Consider the following 15,607-nt stretch of genomic DNA (forward strand, 5'->3'; position numbering starts at 1 on the left):
AGTCTGTACCATTATGCCGTATCGCCTTTAGTTTTCTCCGCCCCCGCAGGCAAGATAATCTCTCCTGGTAGCGATTTCTTTTTGCCCCGTGTCGATGCCGGAATAATCAGCCCGCTGTCTGTCACAGTCATCTGAGGGGGAAGGTGACTTTCCGCAGCCTTTACTGCATCAACCGGTGTGATGATATCTGGCGATTGATTGATATCAAAAGAAGAATCATCGGCATCAATTAAGTCGGCCATATCGTCTGGCTGATTAATATCTTGTGGTTGGATCAGTCGGCGAGAGAGAGAAATTGTGCTTTTCTCACCTTTGATATCAGAGAGTTCCAACGAATCCTTTGGCAGTAACCAGTGACCGACCGTTGCCAGGAAATAGCGGCCACAACGGCGACCTAGATGGTAATCACGATTTAGTGCCGCAACCCGGCTACCCAATGCGTTACTGGCGAGGGGCTTAGGAGGGAAAATTTCGAAAATACGCAGATCACCCGGTGGCTTCTCAATAAATTGCTGAATGCGATGATAGCTCTGCTCATGTTGCTGCATAATGCGCACCAGTTGCTGCAAGCTACTTTCACTCAGCCAGTGTTCCATCCGCTTCATCCATTGCGGCGTATAATAAGCCTGAGAAGGAACAGTGCGGATAACCACAATGGTATCCGCTCCACGTCGATAAGCTTCTTCGACGGGAATAGCGTCACTGATACCGCCATCTTGATAACTTACGCCATCTAAATCAACGCCTTGGCGATACAGTCCTGGAATGGCACTGGATGCCTTGATAGCGGGTAACCAGCTTTCTCGGGTTGGGGATATATAGGTGGGTTCGAAATCATCACTGCGGCAAGCGCACATGAGAAATTCACGACCATTTTGGAGATGCTGCTCGGCACTTTCTATTGCCAAAGGTAGCTGCTGGGAGGTGATATCCACCAGCCAGTCCAGATCAATTAAGTGACCACCACGCACAAAACGCAGCGGATTGAAGAAGTTAGCCGTGGTGGTGTAGCGGGTAATCACGCGGCGAGCATAGCCGGGTTGGCCACAGATAAAAGCCGAGAGGTTTTGCGCCCCCGCAGAAGTACCAATCATCAGATCAAAAGGGTTAAAGCGGGCGCGCTGGAATTCATCCAGCACACCGGCTGTAAAAATTCCCCGCTGCCCGCCGCCCTCGCACACCAGCGCCATTTTACCGGGCTGGTATGGCTTATAGGCGAGTGGCTCAATATTACCGAGCGTGATAGGTATTCTGTATCCCACCATCCATCCTTAATTCCGTTACAACAGGCGTTGAGAATACCTCTTCTTACCTTTGCTGTAACCCTCACGCCTAACTAAAGCCGCTTACGTCCTGTAAACAAACTGATGAGGAATAGGATAATACCCACGACGAAGACAACTTTTGCGGCCCAGGCTGCCGTACCGGCTAGCCCACCAAAACCTAATGCCGCAGCGATTAACGCAATGACCAGAAATATAATGCCCCAGCGAAACATAAGCTTCTCCTTACCATTTGAAAAATGACTTCATAAACTCTCGTTCAAAAATCATTCTTTAATCACCTCTGTCTATTTAACAGTAGCGCATATAACAGAAGTCGTATTAGTTGGGTTTATTGGATGAATTATTGGGCTGATGGGCTTATTAAAAGGTATTTCGTGGATAATATTGCTGCCCACGAAATACCCACCAGCCAGATAATAATTAAGGCTTGATGCTAAGGTCGTTTTTAACGCTTTTCACGCCTTTAACGGCTTTAGCAATGCTTTCTGCGCGCTCGGACTGCGCTTTATTCTCGACATTACCGGACAACTGCACCACGCCATCCGTCGTCTCTACTGTCACTTTACGTGACGGTACGATGTCATCTGCCAGTAATTTGGCTTTGATTGAGCTGGTTGTCGCTGCATCACCCGCATATTCGCTGACAGATTGTGTTTTCTGATCTTTCACATGTAGCTTATCGCTAACGGATTTAACACCTTCAACATTACCGGCGATTTCAACCGCGGTTTCAGCTTCAGCCTGAGAAGTCACGAAACCAGTGAGTGTGACAACACCATGGTTAGTTTCGACTGAGATATCAGTGCTTTTAAGGGACTTTTCTTCCAGCAACGCACTTTTCACTTTTGCTGTTGCCGCGCTGTCCCCCATGTAATTATCAACTTTCTTCATGGAACTATCGAGTTTAGCACCGGTACTGTCCACAGCGTTGGAGGCTTTATTTAGCATAGTGTCTTCGGCGAACACGCTACCACTCATAAGCGCAGTACCTAAAACAACAGCCATCACTGAACGGGCAAATTTTGTGTTTGTCATCGATTTCTTCCTTTTTTGTTTTGAATTCCAAATCGGATATAACACCCCAATTTGCGAATTCTTACGCCACCTTATGTGGGTGGGCATTTGATGAATACTTTACGATTACTGCAGGTTAACCGACCTTAATTTGATGCAAGTCAATCCTGCCGGTACCTATAAAGATAGAGCATCTCGGAAGAAATACAGTCGGAATCGGACTAAAGTCAGATTTTTATCACTAAGTGAGAGTTATCTTAGAGAGAAAATAGTGAGGGAAATTAATGATTCGGGGTACTGAGTACCCCGATAGAATGCGGCTTACGGCTCGATTAATGCTCGCGAGTTTTACGGAAACGAACTTCCGGATAACGTTCTTGCGTAATATTAAGATTAACCATAGTTGGGGCAATATAGCTCAAATTATCACCGCCATCTAATGCCAGATTAACCTCATTCTTACGTTTAAACTCTTCGAATTTCTTCACATCATCACATTCAACCCAGCGAGCAGTTGAAACGTTAACCGACTCATACACCGCTTCCACGTTGTATTCGCTTTTCAGTCGTGAAGAAACCACTTCAAACTGCAAGACACCAACGGCCCCAACAATCAGATCGTTGTTGGTCAGTGGACGGAAGACTTGCACCGCGCCCTCTTCGGACAACTGCACCAATCCTTTCAGCAATTGCTTCTGTTTCAATGGATCACGCAGGCGAATACGACGGAACAACTCAGGGGCAAAGTTCGGAATACCGGTGAACTTCATATCTTCACCTTGAGTGAAGGTATCACCAATCTGAATGGTACCGTGGTTATGCAAACCGATAATGTCGCCAGCATAAGCTTCTTCAAGGTGCGAACGGTCGCCCGCCATAAAGGTCAGTGCATCGGAAATCACCACGTCTTTTTTAGTGCGAACCTGACGCAGTTTCATGCCTTTTTCAAAACGACCGGAAACCACGCGCAAGAAAGCAACACGGTCACGGTGTTTCGGGTCCATATTGGCCTGAATTTTGAAGACAAAACCGGTAAATTTCTCTTCAGCCGCCACCACTTCGCGCGTGTCTGTTTTACGTGGCATTGGCGCGGGGGCCCACTCAACCAAGCCATCCAACATATGGTCAACACCAAAGTTACCCAGTGCCGTACCAAAGAAGACCGGTGTTAAGTCACCAGACAGGAAAGCTTCATGATCAAATTCATGAGATGCGCCCTGAACCAGCTCCAGCTCCTGACGGAACTGTTTAGCCAAGTCTTCACCCACCGCAACATCCAGATCCGGGTTATTCAGCCCTTTAACAATGCGCACTTCTTGGATGGTGTGGCCTTTACCGGTCTGATACAGGTAAGTTTCATCTTTATAAAGGTGGTAAACCCCTTTAAATAACTTACCGCAGCCAATCGGCCAGGTTATCGGTGAACAGGCAATCTTCAGTTCACGTTCGACTTCATCCAACACTTCCATTGGATCACGGATATCGCGGTCCAATTTGTTCATAAAAGTCAGGATTGGCGTATCGCGCAGACGGGTAACTTCCATCAGCTTACGGGTCCGGTCTTCTACCCCTTTCGCCGCATCAATCACCATCAGACAGCAGTCAACTGCGGTCAAGGTACGATAAGTATCTTCGGAGAAGTCTTCATGCCCCGGGGTATCAAGCAAGTTAACCAGACAGCCGCCATACGGAAACTGCATCACGGAAGTCGTGATGGAGATACCACGTTGCTTTTCCATTTCCATCCAGTCAGATTTGGCATGATGGCTTGAGCCACGGCCTTTTACCGTACCGGCGGTCTGAATGGCGTTTCCGAACAGCAACACTTTTTCGGTAATGGTGGTTTTACCGGCATCGGGGTGAGAGATGATAGCAAAGGTCCTTCTCTTATTGATTTCATTAAGAAAATCTTGGTTTGCCATGTATAAATTCTTTTAGTTTGTACACGGATTTGTACACACTTTTGGAAGTACTCTCTTTTCAGTTCTTCGCTTGTCAAATCCGTCGTGTTAATCGTAATTGGCCGCTATTTTCGCTGATCTTGACTTTATAAACAATCAATGGTCATCTAATCGGTTACCATTTACTCTCAGCGTGCGCCAATGCTCAGTTGTAGCTGTTTGCAATCGTTGCTTCTTCAGCTCATGAACAACTGTGGCTAAACCACAAATTCCTTCGCTACCAGAAATCGATGATAGCTTGTCGTACTACACCAATGATGGTGCAGTTGCCGTTGATCGGTATTGCCGGGTATTGGGGGTTCAAAGGTTTTAGGTACTTCTGTTCACCATCAATAACCAACTGCTTAAAGGTTGCTTCTTTCGAATCATCCAAACGCGCAACAACCAATGAACCTGAAGAGTAAGGTAACTCAGGATCAACAACGATCACTGCTCCCTCAGGTATGGATTTTTTTCCGCTTGGATTTTCCATACTGTCGCCTTTTACGCGAAGTGCGAAACAACCCTCATGTGCTTTCCCTGTGACTTCACGCCACTCTTCAGCATCTTCATGGGCAAATCCCTCCGCTATTTCAGTCCAATCACCGGCCTGAACCCAGTTAATGAGAGGAATTCTTCCCTTAATGTCAGGCCCAACTTCTACATTACCGACCCCCAAGCCAATCTCGCCATCACCTGTGGCGAGCCAATGAGCATTCACGCGAAGCGCTTCCGCGATCTGCATGGTGTAACGAGACCTAGCCGATTTACCAGAGCAAATCTGGCTGATCGACTGCTGTTTGATACCAATGCGGCGAGCCAACTCAGACTGAGTCACCCCAGTAAGCTGCAAGGCATGGTTTAGTCGTTCGGATAAAGTTTTCATAAGCCCGTATTCTACAAATAAAACTGTAGCCTTTCAACAATTTTAACTGTTGACTAATCTACAGTTTAAACTGTAACATTCAATCTTGTAACAGTTATTATTGTAACAGGAGACGGTATGGAAGTGTTCAACACAACACAAAAACATCTCCGCCGTGCCATTGACTTGGTCGGCGGGCAATCAGCATTAGCACGAGCCATCAACTCAAAACAGCAAAACGTCTGGTTTTGGTTGAATAAATCAGGGCGTGTTCCCGCTGAATTCGTTTTACCCATCGAACAAGCTACGCAAGGACAGGTAACCCGATCTCAGTTAAGACCGGACATCTATCCCGAATGCCCAAGCGAGCTGAAAGCCAGTAACCAGTAGGATTAAGGGCAAATAATGGTCAGCATTTTACGTAAACACAAAAGCGAGTTCCTCCATGCGTGATTATGGCAAGGTCTATACCCGCTTTTGGCTAAAGCAAAACGTTTTGTCCTGGAGTGACTCAGCGAAGTTGCTAGGACTGTATTTGCTTACATGCCCGCATTGTAATTTGCTTGGCTGCTTTCGACTGCCGATTGGTTACGTTGCTTCTGACTTGAACTGGGATGAGCAACAGGTTGCCAAGGCGTTAAGTGAGTTAGAACAAGATCAGTTCCTCATTCGTTGCGAGGAATCCGGTTGGACTTTGATTCGGAGCTTTCTGAAGCACAACCCAATCGAAAACCCAAACCAAGGTAAGGCAGCCTTTCGGTTGTTTAAAGATGTACCTGCCGACTTCGTTGGTATGGCATCGCTTTTGAAATCTCTTGCCGCTTTTCAAGCTCGGCTACCAGAAGAATTTTCATCATTGTTTATGCCTGATGGCAACCCGGTAAGGGACTCTCAACGGTCGGATGACTCTGAGAGAAGCAATAAACCAACAGTTAAAACTGTTGACCACATACAGTTTGAAGACTTCTGGGATGTACAAATACGCAAAGAAAAAAAAGCGAAAGCCAAAGAAGAATGGCTACGCATGGGCCTCAATGAAGACCATGAACTCGCCTTGGAAGTGCTAACACGCTGGAAAGAGCAACGAGACAACCGATTACAGTATCAAGATCGGACTAAGACCCCTATGCCACATAACTGGCTTTTAAACCGGCAATGGGAAGACGAGTACGTTCGCATTGATGAAGTACAGCAATCATCGACGAGCCTAAAGGGCAGCAATCATCAATTGAATATTGAAGAAAGCAATCGCCGCATTGCTGAAAGCTGGGCCGGACCAGGTATTCGGGAGGTTCGTTCAAGTGCAGGAGGTTGATAAACGCGAGTTTGCTGAAGTTTGGGGAGCTGCTTGGGCCATGTATGGCAAAAGCGTATCACCACAATTGCTATCCATCGCATTTGAAGCCCTTCGTGCTTACAGCATTGAAGAAGTGCGAATCGGTCTGACTCGGCATATTCAATCCCCGGATACTGGGCAATTTTTTCCAAAGCCCGCTGACGTCATCAAGCATATCGATGGCAACTCTGGCTCAAGAGCGATGGTTGCTTGGAACAAAGTTGACAAGGCTGTTCGTCAGGTTGGCGCTTGGACATCCGTGATGTTTGACGATGCGTTTATTCACCGCGTTATTTCAGACATGGGGGGATGGGTTGAACTCTGCAAGGTTGACGACAGGGAATACCCCTTTAAGCAAAAAGAGTTTTTAGCACGCTACCAGGCTTACTTGCTCCGGGACGAAGTGGGTGAATACCCAAGGCTATTACAGGGTATTGCAGACCATCAGAACCAGCAAAAAGGATTTGATATGCAAGCGCCGGTTGCCGTGGGCGACTGGTCAAAAGCGGCACAAGTTTATACGAGAGGCATCGCCGACTTTAGCGCAGTGCCTTTAAAAAGAATAAGCCCGAAAGCCATTCAAGCGCTTCTCGGAAATGAATTAGAGGACAAAAATGATAACGATTAAAGCAAAAACGATTGCCCTAGCGATAGCCATGTCCGCAAGCACTTCAGTCTATGCGTTTCCGGGCTATCAGTGGGAAAAAGCAGCACAAAGCGTTGGTATTGATCCAGTCATGCTCTACGCCGTTGCCTTGGCTGAGTCCGCCTCACATCGCGGTCTCAACATGACCAGTCCATGGCCATACGCAATTCGCAATGGTTCAAATGCAACTTACGCCAAATCTCAGACAGAAGCGGAGCAACTGTTAAACCAAGCACTGCAAGAGAGTGAAAAATACCAGCTCGATATTGGCCTTATGCAAATCAATTTGCATTGGCATGGGCATCGTGTGAGCTCACCGGCAGAACTGCTAGACCCCATCACCAACCTTACGGTCGGCTCAAATATTTTGGCCGAAGCAATCAAGTCTTCACCAAACGATTTAGAGCTTGGCATAGGCCGCTATCACAGTTGGAACGAAGAGCGAGCACGCTGGTATGGACAAAGAGTGCTTTCTATTTATCGCAATATTTTACATGAACTGGAGGTCCGTCAATGACAACCAATCAACAAGACTTCTATCAATTAAATTTGGCGTACCTGCACGCAGCACGAGAATTAGCGCGAATTGATCCGCAAGAGGCGGTCTTGCGCTTTGGACTTACACGCGACGTGGTTGATGCTCTGATTAATGCTGGTGTTGACGACCTGCAACGAGTGGCGACCTCATCATTCATGCTGTTTCAACCAAGGGGTAACCAAAGCCAACTGATTGAGATGGTGAAGAGCAAAGGCACAGGTATCCCAAGAATCGCTTATTTATTATCAACCCTAAACAACAAGGGGGATGCATGATTGATAACCTGTCCAAAAGTGAGCTGTTTACCCGAGCCTCGCTGCTTATTAAATACGGATTTAGAACAACCATAATCGCGCTCGATACTGGTTTGCCAATCCACATTATCAGAAGGCTTCATAAAGAAGTGACTGGCAAGTCACCTTGTCCTGGTCAATTGCCAGAATCTGATGCCATTGTTAAAAGCAGAAGAGCCTTAGTTGAAGGCTCCCTGCTGATGGCGCTTTATGTCAATATTGGTGGTGACAATGTCTACAAGCAATTAAATATCGATGCTTTGATGAAGGCTTACGATGCGTACTTGGTTGCAAGAGAAGAAGCAGCTCTTCCAGCTGAGATCCCCTGGAAAAAGCTGACCATCAATGAAGGTTGGGTTCTAGCTCGTGATTTAAGATCTCAGCTTGCATCCTTACACCGGTGTCGATGCGGTAGTCTGTATTTGACGGTATCTCAACAGCGCATTCAGCTTAAATGTCCTGTGTGTGAGATTATGGCCGAGCAAACCACTAGAGCACTTTTTGAGAACTAACATGCTGATGCATGATTTGATTGTGCACCGCCCGTGCACTTTGAGAGAACTAAGAAGATGGCAAACTTACTTAAATCTTTAGCTGCACGCTGCTGGGTTATATCACTGGGGCTTTTTCTGGCGACTTTGGCTGCGGCTCATTTTTTTCCATCAGAAATATTAACGGCATCTGCCAAGTTAGCGGCTTTGCCATTTCTGATTTGCACCATCGTTTTTTTCAGCTACTTGGGATTCAAAGCAACTGCTAATCCTATCGGCCTTATAACCATCACCACTATGTTTTTAGCAATCGCATATTGGCAAGCGAGTTGGGCAATTTTATGTGTCGGTTTAGCTTACTTAGGCTTAAGCGAACTAATCCATTTATTTCAAAGACAACTGAAAGATACCGGTCGAGAACTAAGCCTGAGCGAAAAAAAATATTGGTACTGGGTAAACGAATTTGCAGACGGTCGCTCATCTATCCTCCCAAAAAGGCCAAAAAAATAGCCAGCCCATCACAAGCTGGCTACCTTCTGTTTTTAGTTCCTTCCTGAAGCCTGGTTATAGGCCCTAATATCGATCAAGTTGTTCTGAGCATAATCTCCCGCAAGCGATGCATTTGAGATAACCGCTATCTGCTTATCCACAAATGCTTTATCTTCTTCGGACACACTGTAAGGGATGTAAGCGCCACTCTCATCCTTTTGACGATACTCATTTAGCATTTGCTCCCTTAGGCCAAGCATTTCAGGCGACCAACTCGATGAGTCTTCAGAGTTGAATACGCGCCCCGCCAAACCTTCATTGAAAGCTTGAGCGAACACTTGACTTTGAATCGGGGTCAATCCCATTCTCTGCCCTTCGCTGTATGCCTCCTGTTTAAAATCATCGGCGTACTGTTCTAAAAACTCACCATATCGATTGTTAACTGCCGCACCGAATGCCCCAGCCAACATGGCTTCAGACTTAGTGCCCCAGTTAACTTCGGAGGCATACTGCGAACTCGATCCACTGTATGCATCATTAAACGCCGTCAAAGGATTTTCTAAAGAGGTTCCTGCATCAACGGCGGCTTTTACCCCATCCCATGTTGATTTGCTGGCCACCGTTGCATTGTGCAAGAAACCTCGTGAGCCAGGATCTTCAAGCGCTTGTTCTTTGTAACTCTCATAGTCTTCGCCAAAGTGATTCAAGGTATGCAGTGCTGCATCAGTATGCTTGCCACTGAAATCACCAATAGCACTGGCGCTGTTGAAGAACATTTCAGCACCAGAAACTCCACTATCATCAGCCATAATGCGAGATCGCCACTGAGAGCCAGCTTCACTGTTTAGTCCGGATTGATAGGTGCTTGTGTCAGAAGCTACGGCCTGCTTGGCTTGTTGCTGATGCGCATTCAACTGTCCATCTATACCAGACAGATTGGTTTGGTAAGCCGATTGAGCCGAATTGAACTGCGTTTGAACTGTTGCAGCATCCTCATAGCCTCCCAGAACACCGGATTCAACTTGGCTTTGAGTGCCACCAAAAGTAGGTGCAGTTGATGACAAGCTTTCATTAGAGCGTGGCTGAATAGATCGTAAATCGGCTCCAGTAGCCATGGCCATAACAGTCATTGCAGCTTGATAGTCATTGTCGCGTTCAGCGGGCGTTGAAGAGTTGCTATAGGTTAAAGACTCCATAGCTGCGGCCACATACGCCTGATTATCATCAGGTAGCAAGCGCTGATACATTGGAAGGTTTTCACGTAATCGGTTACCGGCTTCAACATGCTGGTTCATATAGCGACCTAAATAATCCATGACTTCAGGATTATCCGCTGCTAATCGGGTTAACGTCGCACCATCAGTATTTCTTTGTCCTGATAGACTGTAGCTGGCCTGATCAAGCTCACTAAAGCGGTTTGATGCCGTGACAACGTCTTGTGCTGAACTCTGAAGAGACTGATAGTCTTGGTTAGACAAGGACATCTCAACGCCAGAACGTCTTGAATCTGAAAGGTCCTTAACCATTGCATCGCGATACTCTGCACGTCGTGAATCACTTGATGCCAAGCTTTGCATCTCCCCAGTGAGCATATTTGCGGTCGTAGACCGAGAACTGCCTTCTGACGACTCAACTTGGCCACTAAAGTTACCACCTAGATCCAACCCAGCTCGTAACCGTGATATTTTTGGCACTCTTGAGGATTCAGGCTTATCGACTCCAGGCAAGCTACCTTGTGGGGAGTCATTCCCCCCTGTACCAAGTAATCTTCCCAAGAACCCTTTGTCTGCTACTTCTTTATCACCGGTATTTGTAATAGTTCCATCGCCACCGACCCTTAGGCCTCCCGATAACACGCCAGATACCAAGCCACGTACAGCGTCTTTTTTATCGTCTCCGAAACCATACCGTGTTTGCAGGTCATCAGTAACCTGATTAACAACGGCGCTAGATGCGGAGTTAGATGAGCCGATCTGACGTCCAACCGACGACAGGTTGTCGTAACTTAGCTTTTCACCAAAAGTTCGACTCATGGTATTCCCAACCTGACGACTAAAGGCTTGGGTTGCCTGAGTCATGGATTCTTTTGCAGAGCCGACCATTGAACCCACTGCGTTTCCGACAGAGAAACTGCTAAGTAGGTTTGACGCGCCGGTCATAGCAGAACCAGTGAGGGCTGAATTTTGGAACATTGACTGTGATTGCATCACCGGGGCATTTTTCGCGACATCTGGACTAGCCAGCTTTTCATCAATGGCATCACCGTTTTGAAGACGTCCAGCCAAGTGGGTAGCGGTTATTGCTGAGCCATACACGAGCATGAGCGAAATCGCCGGAACACTCGACGCCAACATGCCGCCAGTAGCTATCCAGGTTTGCAGCACTGAATCCATCTGCATCATCCCAGCAAAAGATGGCACTTCTGTACCTGCAAAGGCATCAAGAGCCGACATTTTCCCAGCAACAGTTAAATGGATATATAGGTTAATGATGGCCATGACAGGCATCCAAAGTTGAATCCAAAGCAGGATTAACAAGTACTTCCCGGCCATTCGCATCCCGATTTGGCCAAGGGCTATCACAAAGGCCATCAAAGGGGTGATGGCGTAAATGAAACCCTCAAAAAACGTCATCATCGGACGAACGATACTTTGGAACAGGGTCTGCTCCGCCGCCCATTGTGTATTGCGCTGTTCAATCGCTTGGTTAACCATAACGGCTGCGGTGAAAGCTTGATCATCCATATACTTGCCCGTCACGCTTTGCTCATAAATAGGCAAAAGCACTGACGCGGTCATGTACTCTTGGGTGTTAACCGAAGCCAAACCAAGATTATTCAGTGCATTTCGGATCACGTCATCAGTGTCCGTTGCTGACGAAGTCCCCAATGAGGCTGACAGAACCTGTTTAAGCCTTGGAATGAAGGTTGATTCTGTCATGAGTTTCAGCTGGCTATAGGCATCGGTGCAGTCCAGATCGCTACTGCTACCACTGAGCATGATGCGCGTGCCATAAATGCGCGAATCAAACCTAATCGCAGTCATCGGGTTAGGATCACTCAGCACCTGATCGAGGTTCTTTTGGCCAATGTCGATACCAATCAAGGTGCACTCTTTGATGTAGTTAAACCACGATTGCTCGATGTCCGAACCGGCGACACGATTTGCATCACCCAACCCCGAGCGATCCATCACCTGTTTTCTCACTGTAATCAGTGATTGTAAACTGGATGCAAAGCCGTATTCCGTCATGGCGGGAGTTGAGAACGCCGTTTCAAACAATCGCGTGATTTGAAAGCCAACAGTCGAAATCGTACTACCTGCGGCAGCAACACCGATGGGCACATTATCAACCACTCGAACTTGTCCCGTGTACGCATCCTCAATGCTCACTCGGGTACTGGGTCCAAACATGGTTGCAAAGACTAGCCATGAGACTAAAACGTGTTGAAAGTTAATCCCACGACCGCCTTGCATTAAGGCCTGAACAGAGATCATCAATACCCCAATGAGCAAGCCAATCCGAACCATTGAAGTAAAGTCGCCTGTACCAGTGATCATCGCGACAGCGTTCAAGACCTGCTCTAAAAATGCCGAATCCCCAATGGAATAGATCTCCCACATGACCTATTCCCCCAGTGCCGTAGATTTAACGGTGTAATAACGCTGCTTGCGAATGGTCTGAATCACCTGATTAAAATGCGCCAGCAACTCTTGCTCTGAACCGTATCTTCGCTGTAACGCGGCGTACTCCTCATTGATTTGGCGACGTGCACGTTCAAGGTCTTCGGTTAACAACTTCGCATAGGCATGATCTTCCACACCAGAGGTGCTTCTAGCTGCGTTGAGCATGTCCTCAACCAATGCACGGGCCATCTCAACAGCAATAAATGGTGCTGCTCGTGAAGCAAACGACCTAGCGGCACCTTCATTTAATGCAGAAAGTGTTCGAATCATGCCGCCAATGCTCGCAGGAGCCGAGGTCATAAAAGCCTTTTCGGTGGTGCTAGCAGCCCCTGTATTTCGAGCAAACTTAAAAATAATGCCGTTACTGGAACCTGTACCAAGAAGTAAATTTTCTACCTGGGTTGATAACCCGGTAAGAGTCACGTTAGTGATTGTTGGGTTCAGACAACCGTCTTGCGTCACTGTGTCACATCGGTACATAGCGACGTTGCCGCCATGAATTAGATGCTCAATAGTCACTTTATTGCCATTCAGTCTGGTCAGTTTTGGGGCTTTACCTTGGCCATCAGCGGCATTAGCAAGATCACCAACAATGATCGAACCAGTCACCGACATAACCGCTTCAAGAAAACGGTCATCCCCCGATGCAAACCAGCTTGATGCCGAGTGACGTTTCAATGCTCGCCAAACCAAATTACCTTTAATTGTTTTGTTCACATCAGTTGCCGCGACACTCGAAGCGTTCTCATATGGGTTCTTACCATTGGATTCACTCCAACTGGTAAAAACGTCTCCAGCCCCTTTAAGTGAGCTCAACATGCTGGCTTCTGTTTGCCCCTTTTTACCAAAAGCAGCCAGGGTATCGTTCACAACTCCCTGAGCCATTTGACAGGAATTGCCGAAATACTCGTTCAACTGCTGGATTTTCTTTTGCAGTGTCTCCATGTGCTGAGAGCATTTCTCACACATAGCACTGAGCGCTAATTGGAATGCGTATCCCTTGGCATTTGCCGCTACAGAGCGAAGTAATTGAACAAACTGATCCGCGTTAACAAAAGACAAACTTCCAGCGAACATATCAATGCCGCCACAACCTGCTTGGAATGACGGAGGCACCATTGAGACGAGGTTCTCGTTCATGATCCTGTTACGGACAACAACGCTTCCACCAGATATCACACCACGCCGTTGACTCTCGAATACACCAGGCGCAGTGGTGTTGGTCATTGAACCAAACAACTGATTCATCTCCTGTTGCAAGCTTGCTTGGCTCATAGATGAAAAACCAATCGCACAGGCGATTAGCGATACTTGGAATACTTTTTTCATCGTTATAACCCTCCTTGTGCACGCAGATAGCGAACAAGGAACTCAGGGTCCTGTAATATTTTTTCGTTAAGCTCTTGGGCTGACATCGCGAGTGAAACGCCGGGCTGAACAGGTCTGGTGGCATAGTAAGTTTGATCGTCAATCCAACCGGCTTGATGGGCTGCAAGAATGATTCGATTATTGAGCTCATCAAGGCTCATTGCGCCCTGGCCAATCGGAGTGATGACATTAGGCGGGTTAACTAAAAAGACCGCAGGAACAGTCGTAACGGACAACGATTGTGCTTGTCCTGAATCGACTTTGTAATTTGGAAATTCTCCACTTGGTAAAGGCAAGCCATCGACAGCAATAGCAAACACCTCGAAACCGTAGTTCAAAGCCATGGATTCGATGATAGGCGCTTGAGCATGGCAATAAGGGCAATCCGAACGATAGAAGAAGAACAAGCCAGCCCGTTTTGCTACTTCACCTAAAGCAACATCCCGTTGAGCGCCAGCTTCTCGATCCATCCGATTGGCAGCATAGGTCGCCAAGGGTCTGCGACTGATTTCATCCAAAACAGGATCGCCCATGACCACCTGCTGACTAACATCAGCAAACTGTGAGCCCTTATCCATCATGACGCGCTGGAGATACAGATAGGCTCTGACGTTCTCACTCGTTGGCTCATCAATTGCCTTGTCCATAAACGATTGCATATGCTCTCGGAACCATGCAGCACTGAAAGGCTTCAGCTCGTCCTGACTGGACTCAACGGAACCAAATTCCTGCTTTAAGAGCTCTTCAGCCTCCGCTGGCTCAGGAATGACCTGATACCAAAACCAGCCTTCCTGACCACGCTGATAGAATGGCCCATCACTGGCATGGGCGGGCAAGATGAATAGAAAGAAAATAATGATTGGGATGGTCACCCATAGGATGAACCAAGGTAACAAGGGGGTTCTCATTGTCAGCTCCAGAAAATTTCACAGAGCTAACATGCTAAAGATCCCCGTCAGTGCCATTGGCCAGATAGATGAAGGAATTATGTGTGTTTCTGACTAGCTGTTGTGACCAGTAACAGTAACAACAGCTAAATTTAACGAGCCAAATTTATTATTGGACCGCTTTGAGCGATAAGTGGTCGGTCAGATGAACTCGTTTTTGGACAGAAGTGAGTTGGCGATTCTCAGAAGTGGTCCCCAATTTTCGGACATGACTTTAAGTGATTGATCTGTTTTGATAGTACCCAACAATACTGGAACAGATTATGACTAGAAAACGTAGAAACCACTCTCCTGAGTTCAAAGCTAAAGTGGCACTTGCTGCCGCCAAAGGTGATAAAACTGTTGCTGAGTTAGCGCAGAAGTACAACCTGCACCCTAACCAAATCTCAACATGGAAAAAAGAGTTGCTTGAAAATGCTGCCATGATTTTTGCTTCTGAAACTCAGTCGGGCAAGGACAGCTCCGAAGAAGTGGACAAACTCCACGCCAAGATCGGTCAATTGACCATGGAAAATGATTTTTTGGCCAAAGTGCTCGGTCGCTAGACCGAGCACAGCGAAAAAGTTCGCTGGATAAATCTACCCTGTTACCAATAAAGCGTCAGTGCGAGCTTCTTAATGTTGCTCGCTCTATGATCCGCACCGCTAATACAGGACACGCTACTAAGCAACACTCTTTAGTTCATAGTTTTCTGGACTGATATAGCCC

General features: G+C 47.0%; 15 protein-coding genes and 1 pseudogene. 8 read left to right on the top strand and 8 right to left on the bottom strand.

Annotated elements, in window-relative coordinates; translation table 11 throughout:
• Positions 1–11 precede the first annotated feature (11 nt).
• From FTA96_RS20885 to FTA96_RS20905, 5 genes are all read right to left on the bottom strand, one after another.
• A complete protein-coding gene (locus FTA96_RS20885; protein WP_145574795.1) occupies positions 12–1,265 on the bottom strand; it encodes a patatin-like phospholipase family protein in 1,254 nt (417 codons plus the stop codon).
• Between the two features lie 71 nt (positions 1,266–1,336).
• Complete coding sequence (locus tag FTA96_RS20890; RefSeq protein ID WP_004389381.1) at positions 1,337–1,498, bottom strand: DUF1328 domain-containing protein; 162 nt, start codon at positions 1,496–1,498, stop codon at positions 1,337–1,339.
• 208 nt (positions 1,499–1,706) lie between these two features.
• The gene (gene osmY, locus FTA96_RS20895) at positions 1,707–2,321 is read right to left on the bottom strand and encodes a molecular chaperone OsmY (protein WP_050109523.1); all 615 of its coding nucleotides are present in this window, start codon (positions 2,319–2,321) and stop codon (positions 1,707–1,709) included.
• 311 nt (positions 2,322–2,632) lie between these two features.
• Positions 2,633–4,222 carry a peptide chain release factor 3 gene (gene prfC / locus FTA96_RS20900; protein ID WP_145574798.1) on the bottom strand — a complete coding sequence of 530 codons (1,590 nt, stop codon included), beginning with the start codon at positions 4,220–4,222 and terminating at the stop codon, positions 2,633–2,635.
• A gap of 256 nt (positions 4,223–4,478) precedes the next feature.
• Entirely contained in the window at positions 4,479–5,126 is a 648-nt protein-coding gene (locus tag FTA96_RS20905) for a LexA family protein (RefSeq protein ID WP_000854920.1), read from the bottom strand.
• A gap of 117 nt (positions 5,127–5,243) precedes the next feature.
• Between FTA96_RS20905 and FTA96_RS20910 the strand changes: the two genes are divergently transcribed.
• Genes FTA96_RS20910 through eexR form a run of 7 tightly spaced genes read left to right on the top strand, consistent with a single transcriptional unit; the run spans position 5,244 to position 8,919 of the window.
• Positions 5,244–5,495, top strand: coding sequence for a helix-turn-helix domain-containing protein (locus FTA96_RS20910; RefSeq protein ID WP_000451746.1), 252 nt, complete (start codon positions 5,244–5,246; stop codon positions 5,493–5,495).
• 55 nt (positions 5,496–5,550) lie between these two features.
• Positions 5,551–6,420, top strand: a complete 870-nt coding sequence (locus tag FTA96_RS20915) for a hypothetical protein (RefSeq protein ID WP_145574801.1) — start codon at positions 5,551–5,553, stop codon at positions 6,418–6,420.
• Positions 6,407–7,069, top strand: coding sequence for a DUF6475 domain-containing protein (locus tag FTA96_RS20920; protein ID WP_145574804.1), 663 nt, complete (start codon positions 6,407–6,409; stop codon positions 7,067–7,069). The genes FTA96_RS20915 and FTA96_RS20920 overlap by 14 nt, the downstream gene beginning before the upstream one ends.
• Positions 7,056–7,604: a lytic transglycosylase domain-containing protein gene (locus FTA96_RS20925; RefSeq protein WP_145574806.1), complete on the top strand. Its 549-nt coding sequence runs from the start codon at positions 7,056–7,058 to the stop codon at positions 7,602–7,604. The genes FTA96_RS20920 and FTA96_RS20925 overlap by 14 nt, the downstream gene beginning before the upstream one ends.
• Positions 7,601–7,900: a flagellar transcriptional regulator FlhD gene (locus tag FTA96_RS20930; RefSeq protein ID WP_000210563.1), complete on the top strand. Its 300-nt coding sequence runs from the start codon at positions 7,601–7,603 to the stop codon at positions 7,898–7,900. Before FTA96_RS20925 ends, FTA96_RS20930 begins: the two co-directional genes overlap by 4 nt.
• Entirely contained in the window at positions 7,897–8,430 is a 534-nt protein-coding gene (locus tag FTA96_RS20935; RefSeq protein ID WP_145574809.1) for a FlhC family transcriptional regulator, read from the top strand. Before FTA96_RS20930 ends, FTA96_RS20935 begins: the two co-directional genes overlap by 4 nt.
• Positions 8,431–8,487: 57 nt before the next feature.
• Positions 8,488–8,919 (top strand): entry exclusion protein EexR, encoded by a 432-nt coding sequence (eexR, locus tag FTA96_RS20940; RefSeq protein ID WP_145574811.1) that lies wholly within the window; start codon positions 8,488–8,490, stop codon positions 8,917–8,919.
• Between the two features lie 32 nt (positions 8,920–8,951).
• On the opposite strand, the gene FTA96_RS20945 is transcribed toward eexR, so the two are convergent.
• From FTA96_RS20945 to FTA96_RS20955, 3 genes are read right to left on the bottom strand one after another with little or no spacing between them, the layout of a single operon-like run.
• Positions 8,952–12,521 carry a conjugal transfer protein TraG N-terminal domain-containing protein gene (locus FTA96_RS20945; protein WP_145574814.1) on the bottom strand — a complete coding sequence of 1,190 codons (3,570 nt, stop codon included), beginning with the start codon at positions 12,519–12,521 and terminating at the stop codon, positions 8,952–8,954.
• A 3-nt stretch (positions 12,522–12,524) separates the two neighbouring features.
• On the bottom strand, positions 12,525–13,913 hold the full coding sequence (locus tag FTA96_RS20950; RefSeq protein WP_145574817.1) for a conjugal transfer protein TraH: 1,389 nt from the start codon (positions 13,911–13,913) through the stop codon (positions 12,525–12,527).
• Between the two features lie 2 nt (positions 13,914–13,915).
• Positions 13,916–14,860: a thioredoxin family protein gene (locus FTA96_RS20955; RefSeq protein ID WP_145574818.1), complete on the bottom strand. Its 945-nt coding sequence runs from the start codon at positions 14,858–14,860 to the stop codon at positions 13,916–13,918.
• Between the two features lie 302 nt (positions 14,861–15,162).
• Between FTA96_RS20955 and FTA96_RS20960 the strand changes: the two are divergent.
• Positions 15,163–15,530: pseudogene (locus FTA96_RS20960) on the top strand (transposase); the annotation flags it as partial.
• Between the last annotated feature and the right edge of the window lie 77 nt (positions 15,531–15,607).

Source organism: Yersinia alsatica, assembly GCF_902170305.1.
In the GTDB taxonomy this organism is placed as follows: domain Bacteria; phylum Pseudomonadota; class Gammaproteobacteria; order Enterobacterales; family Enterobacteriaceae; genus Yersinia; species Yersinia alsatica.

What these genes read in the sequence shown, in the direction of transcription:
- FTA96_RS20935 (WP_145574809.1), top strand. Translation starts at nt 7,897, where the DNA reads ATGATTGATAACCTGTCCAAAAGTGAGCTGTTTACCCGAGCCTCGCTG.
- FTA96_RS20945 (WP_145574814.1), bottom strand. Translation starts at nt 12,521, where the DNA reads ATGTGGGAGATCTATTCCATTGGGGATTCGGCATTTTTAGAGCAGGTC.
- osmY (WP_050109523.1), bottom strand. Translation starts at nt 2,321, where the DNA reads ATGACAAACACAAAATTTGCCCGTTCAGTGATGGCTGTTGTTTTAGGT.
- FTA96_RS20915 (WP_145574801.1), top strand. Translation starts at nt 5,551, where the DNA reads ATGCGTGATTATGGCAAGGTCTATACCCGCTTTTGGCTAAAGCAAAAC.
- FTA96_RS20950 (WP_145574817.1), bottom strand. Translation starts at nt 13,913, where the DNA reads ATGAAAAAAGTATTCCAAGTATCGCTAATCGCCTGTGCGATTGGTTTT.
- FTA96_RS20910 (WP_000451746.1), top strand. Translation starts at nt 5,244, where the DNA reads ATGGAAGTGTTCAACACAACACAAAAACATCTCCGCCGTGCCATTGAC.
- FTA96_RS20905 (WP_000854920.1), bottom strand. Translation starts at nt 5,126, where the DNA reads ATGAAAACTTTATCCGAACGACTAAACCATGCCTTGCAGCTTACTGGG.
- prfC (WP_145574798.1), bottom strand. Translation starts at nt 4,222, where the DNA reads ATGGCAAACCAAGATTTTCTTAATGAAATCAATAAGAGAAGGACCTTT.
- FTA96_RS20885 (WP_145574795.1), bottom strand. Translation starts at nt 1,265, where the DNA reads ATGGTGGGATACAGAATACCTATCACGCTCGGTAATATTGAGCCACTC.
- FTA96_RS20955 (WP_145574818.1), bottom strand. Translation starts at nt 14,860, where the DNA reads ATGAGAACCCCCTTGTTACCTTGGTTCATCCTATGGGTGACCATCCCA.
- FTA96_RS20890 (WP_004389381.1), bottom strand. Translation starts at nt 1,498, where the DNA reads ATGTTTCGCTGGGGCATTATATTTCTGGTCATTGCGTTAATCGCTGCG.
- eexR (WP_145574811.1), top strand. Translation starts at nt 8,488, where the DNA reads ATGGCAAACTTACTTAAATCTTTAGCTGCACGCTGCTGGGTTATATCA.
- FTA96_RS20925 (WP_145574806.1), top strand. Translation starts at nt 7,056, where the DNA reads ATGATAACGATTAAAGCAAAAACGATTGCCCTAGCGATAGCCATGTCC.
- FTA96_RS20930 (WP_000210563.1), top strand. Translation starts at nt 7,601, where the DNA reads ATGACAACCAATCAACAAGACTTCTATCAATTAAATTTGGCGTACCTG.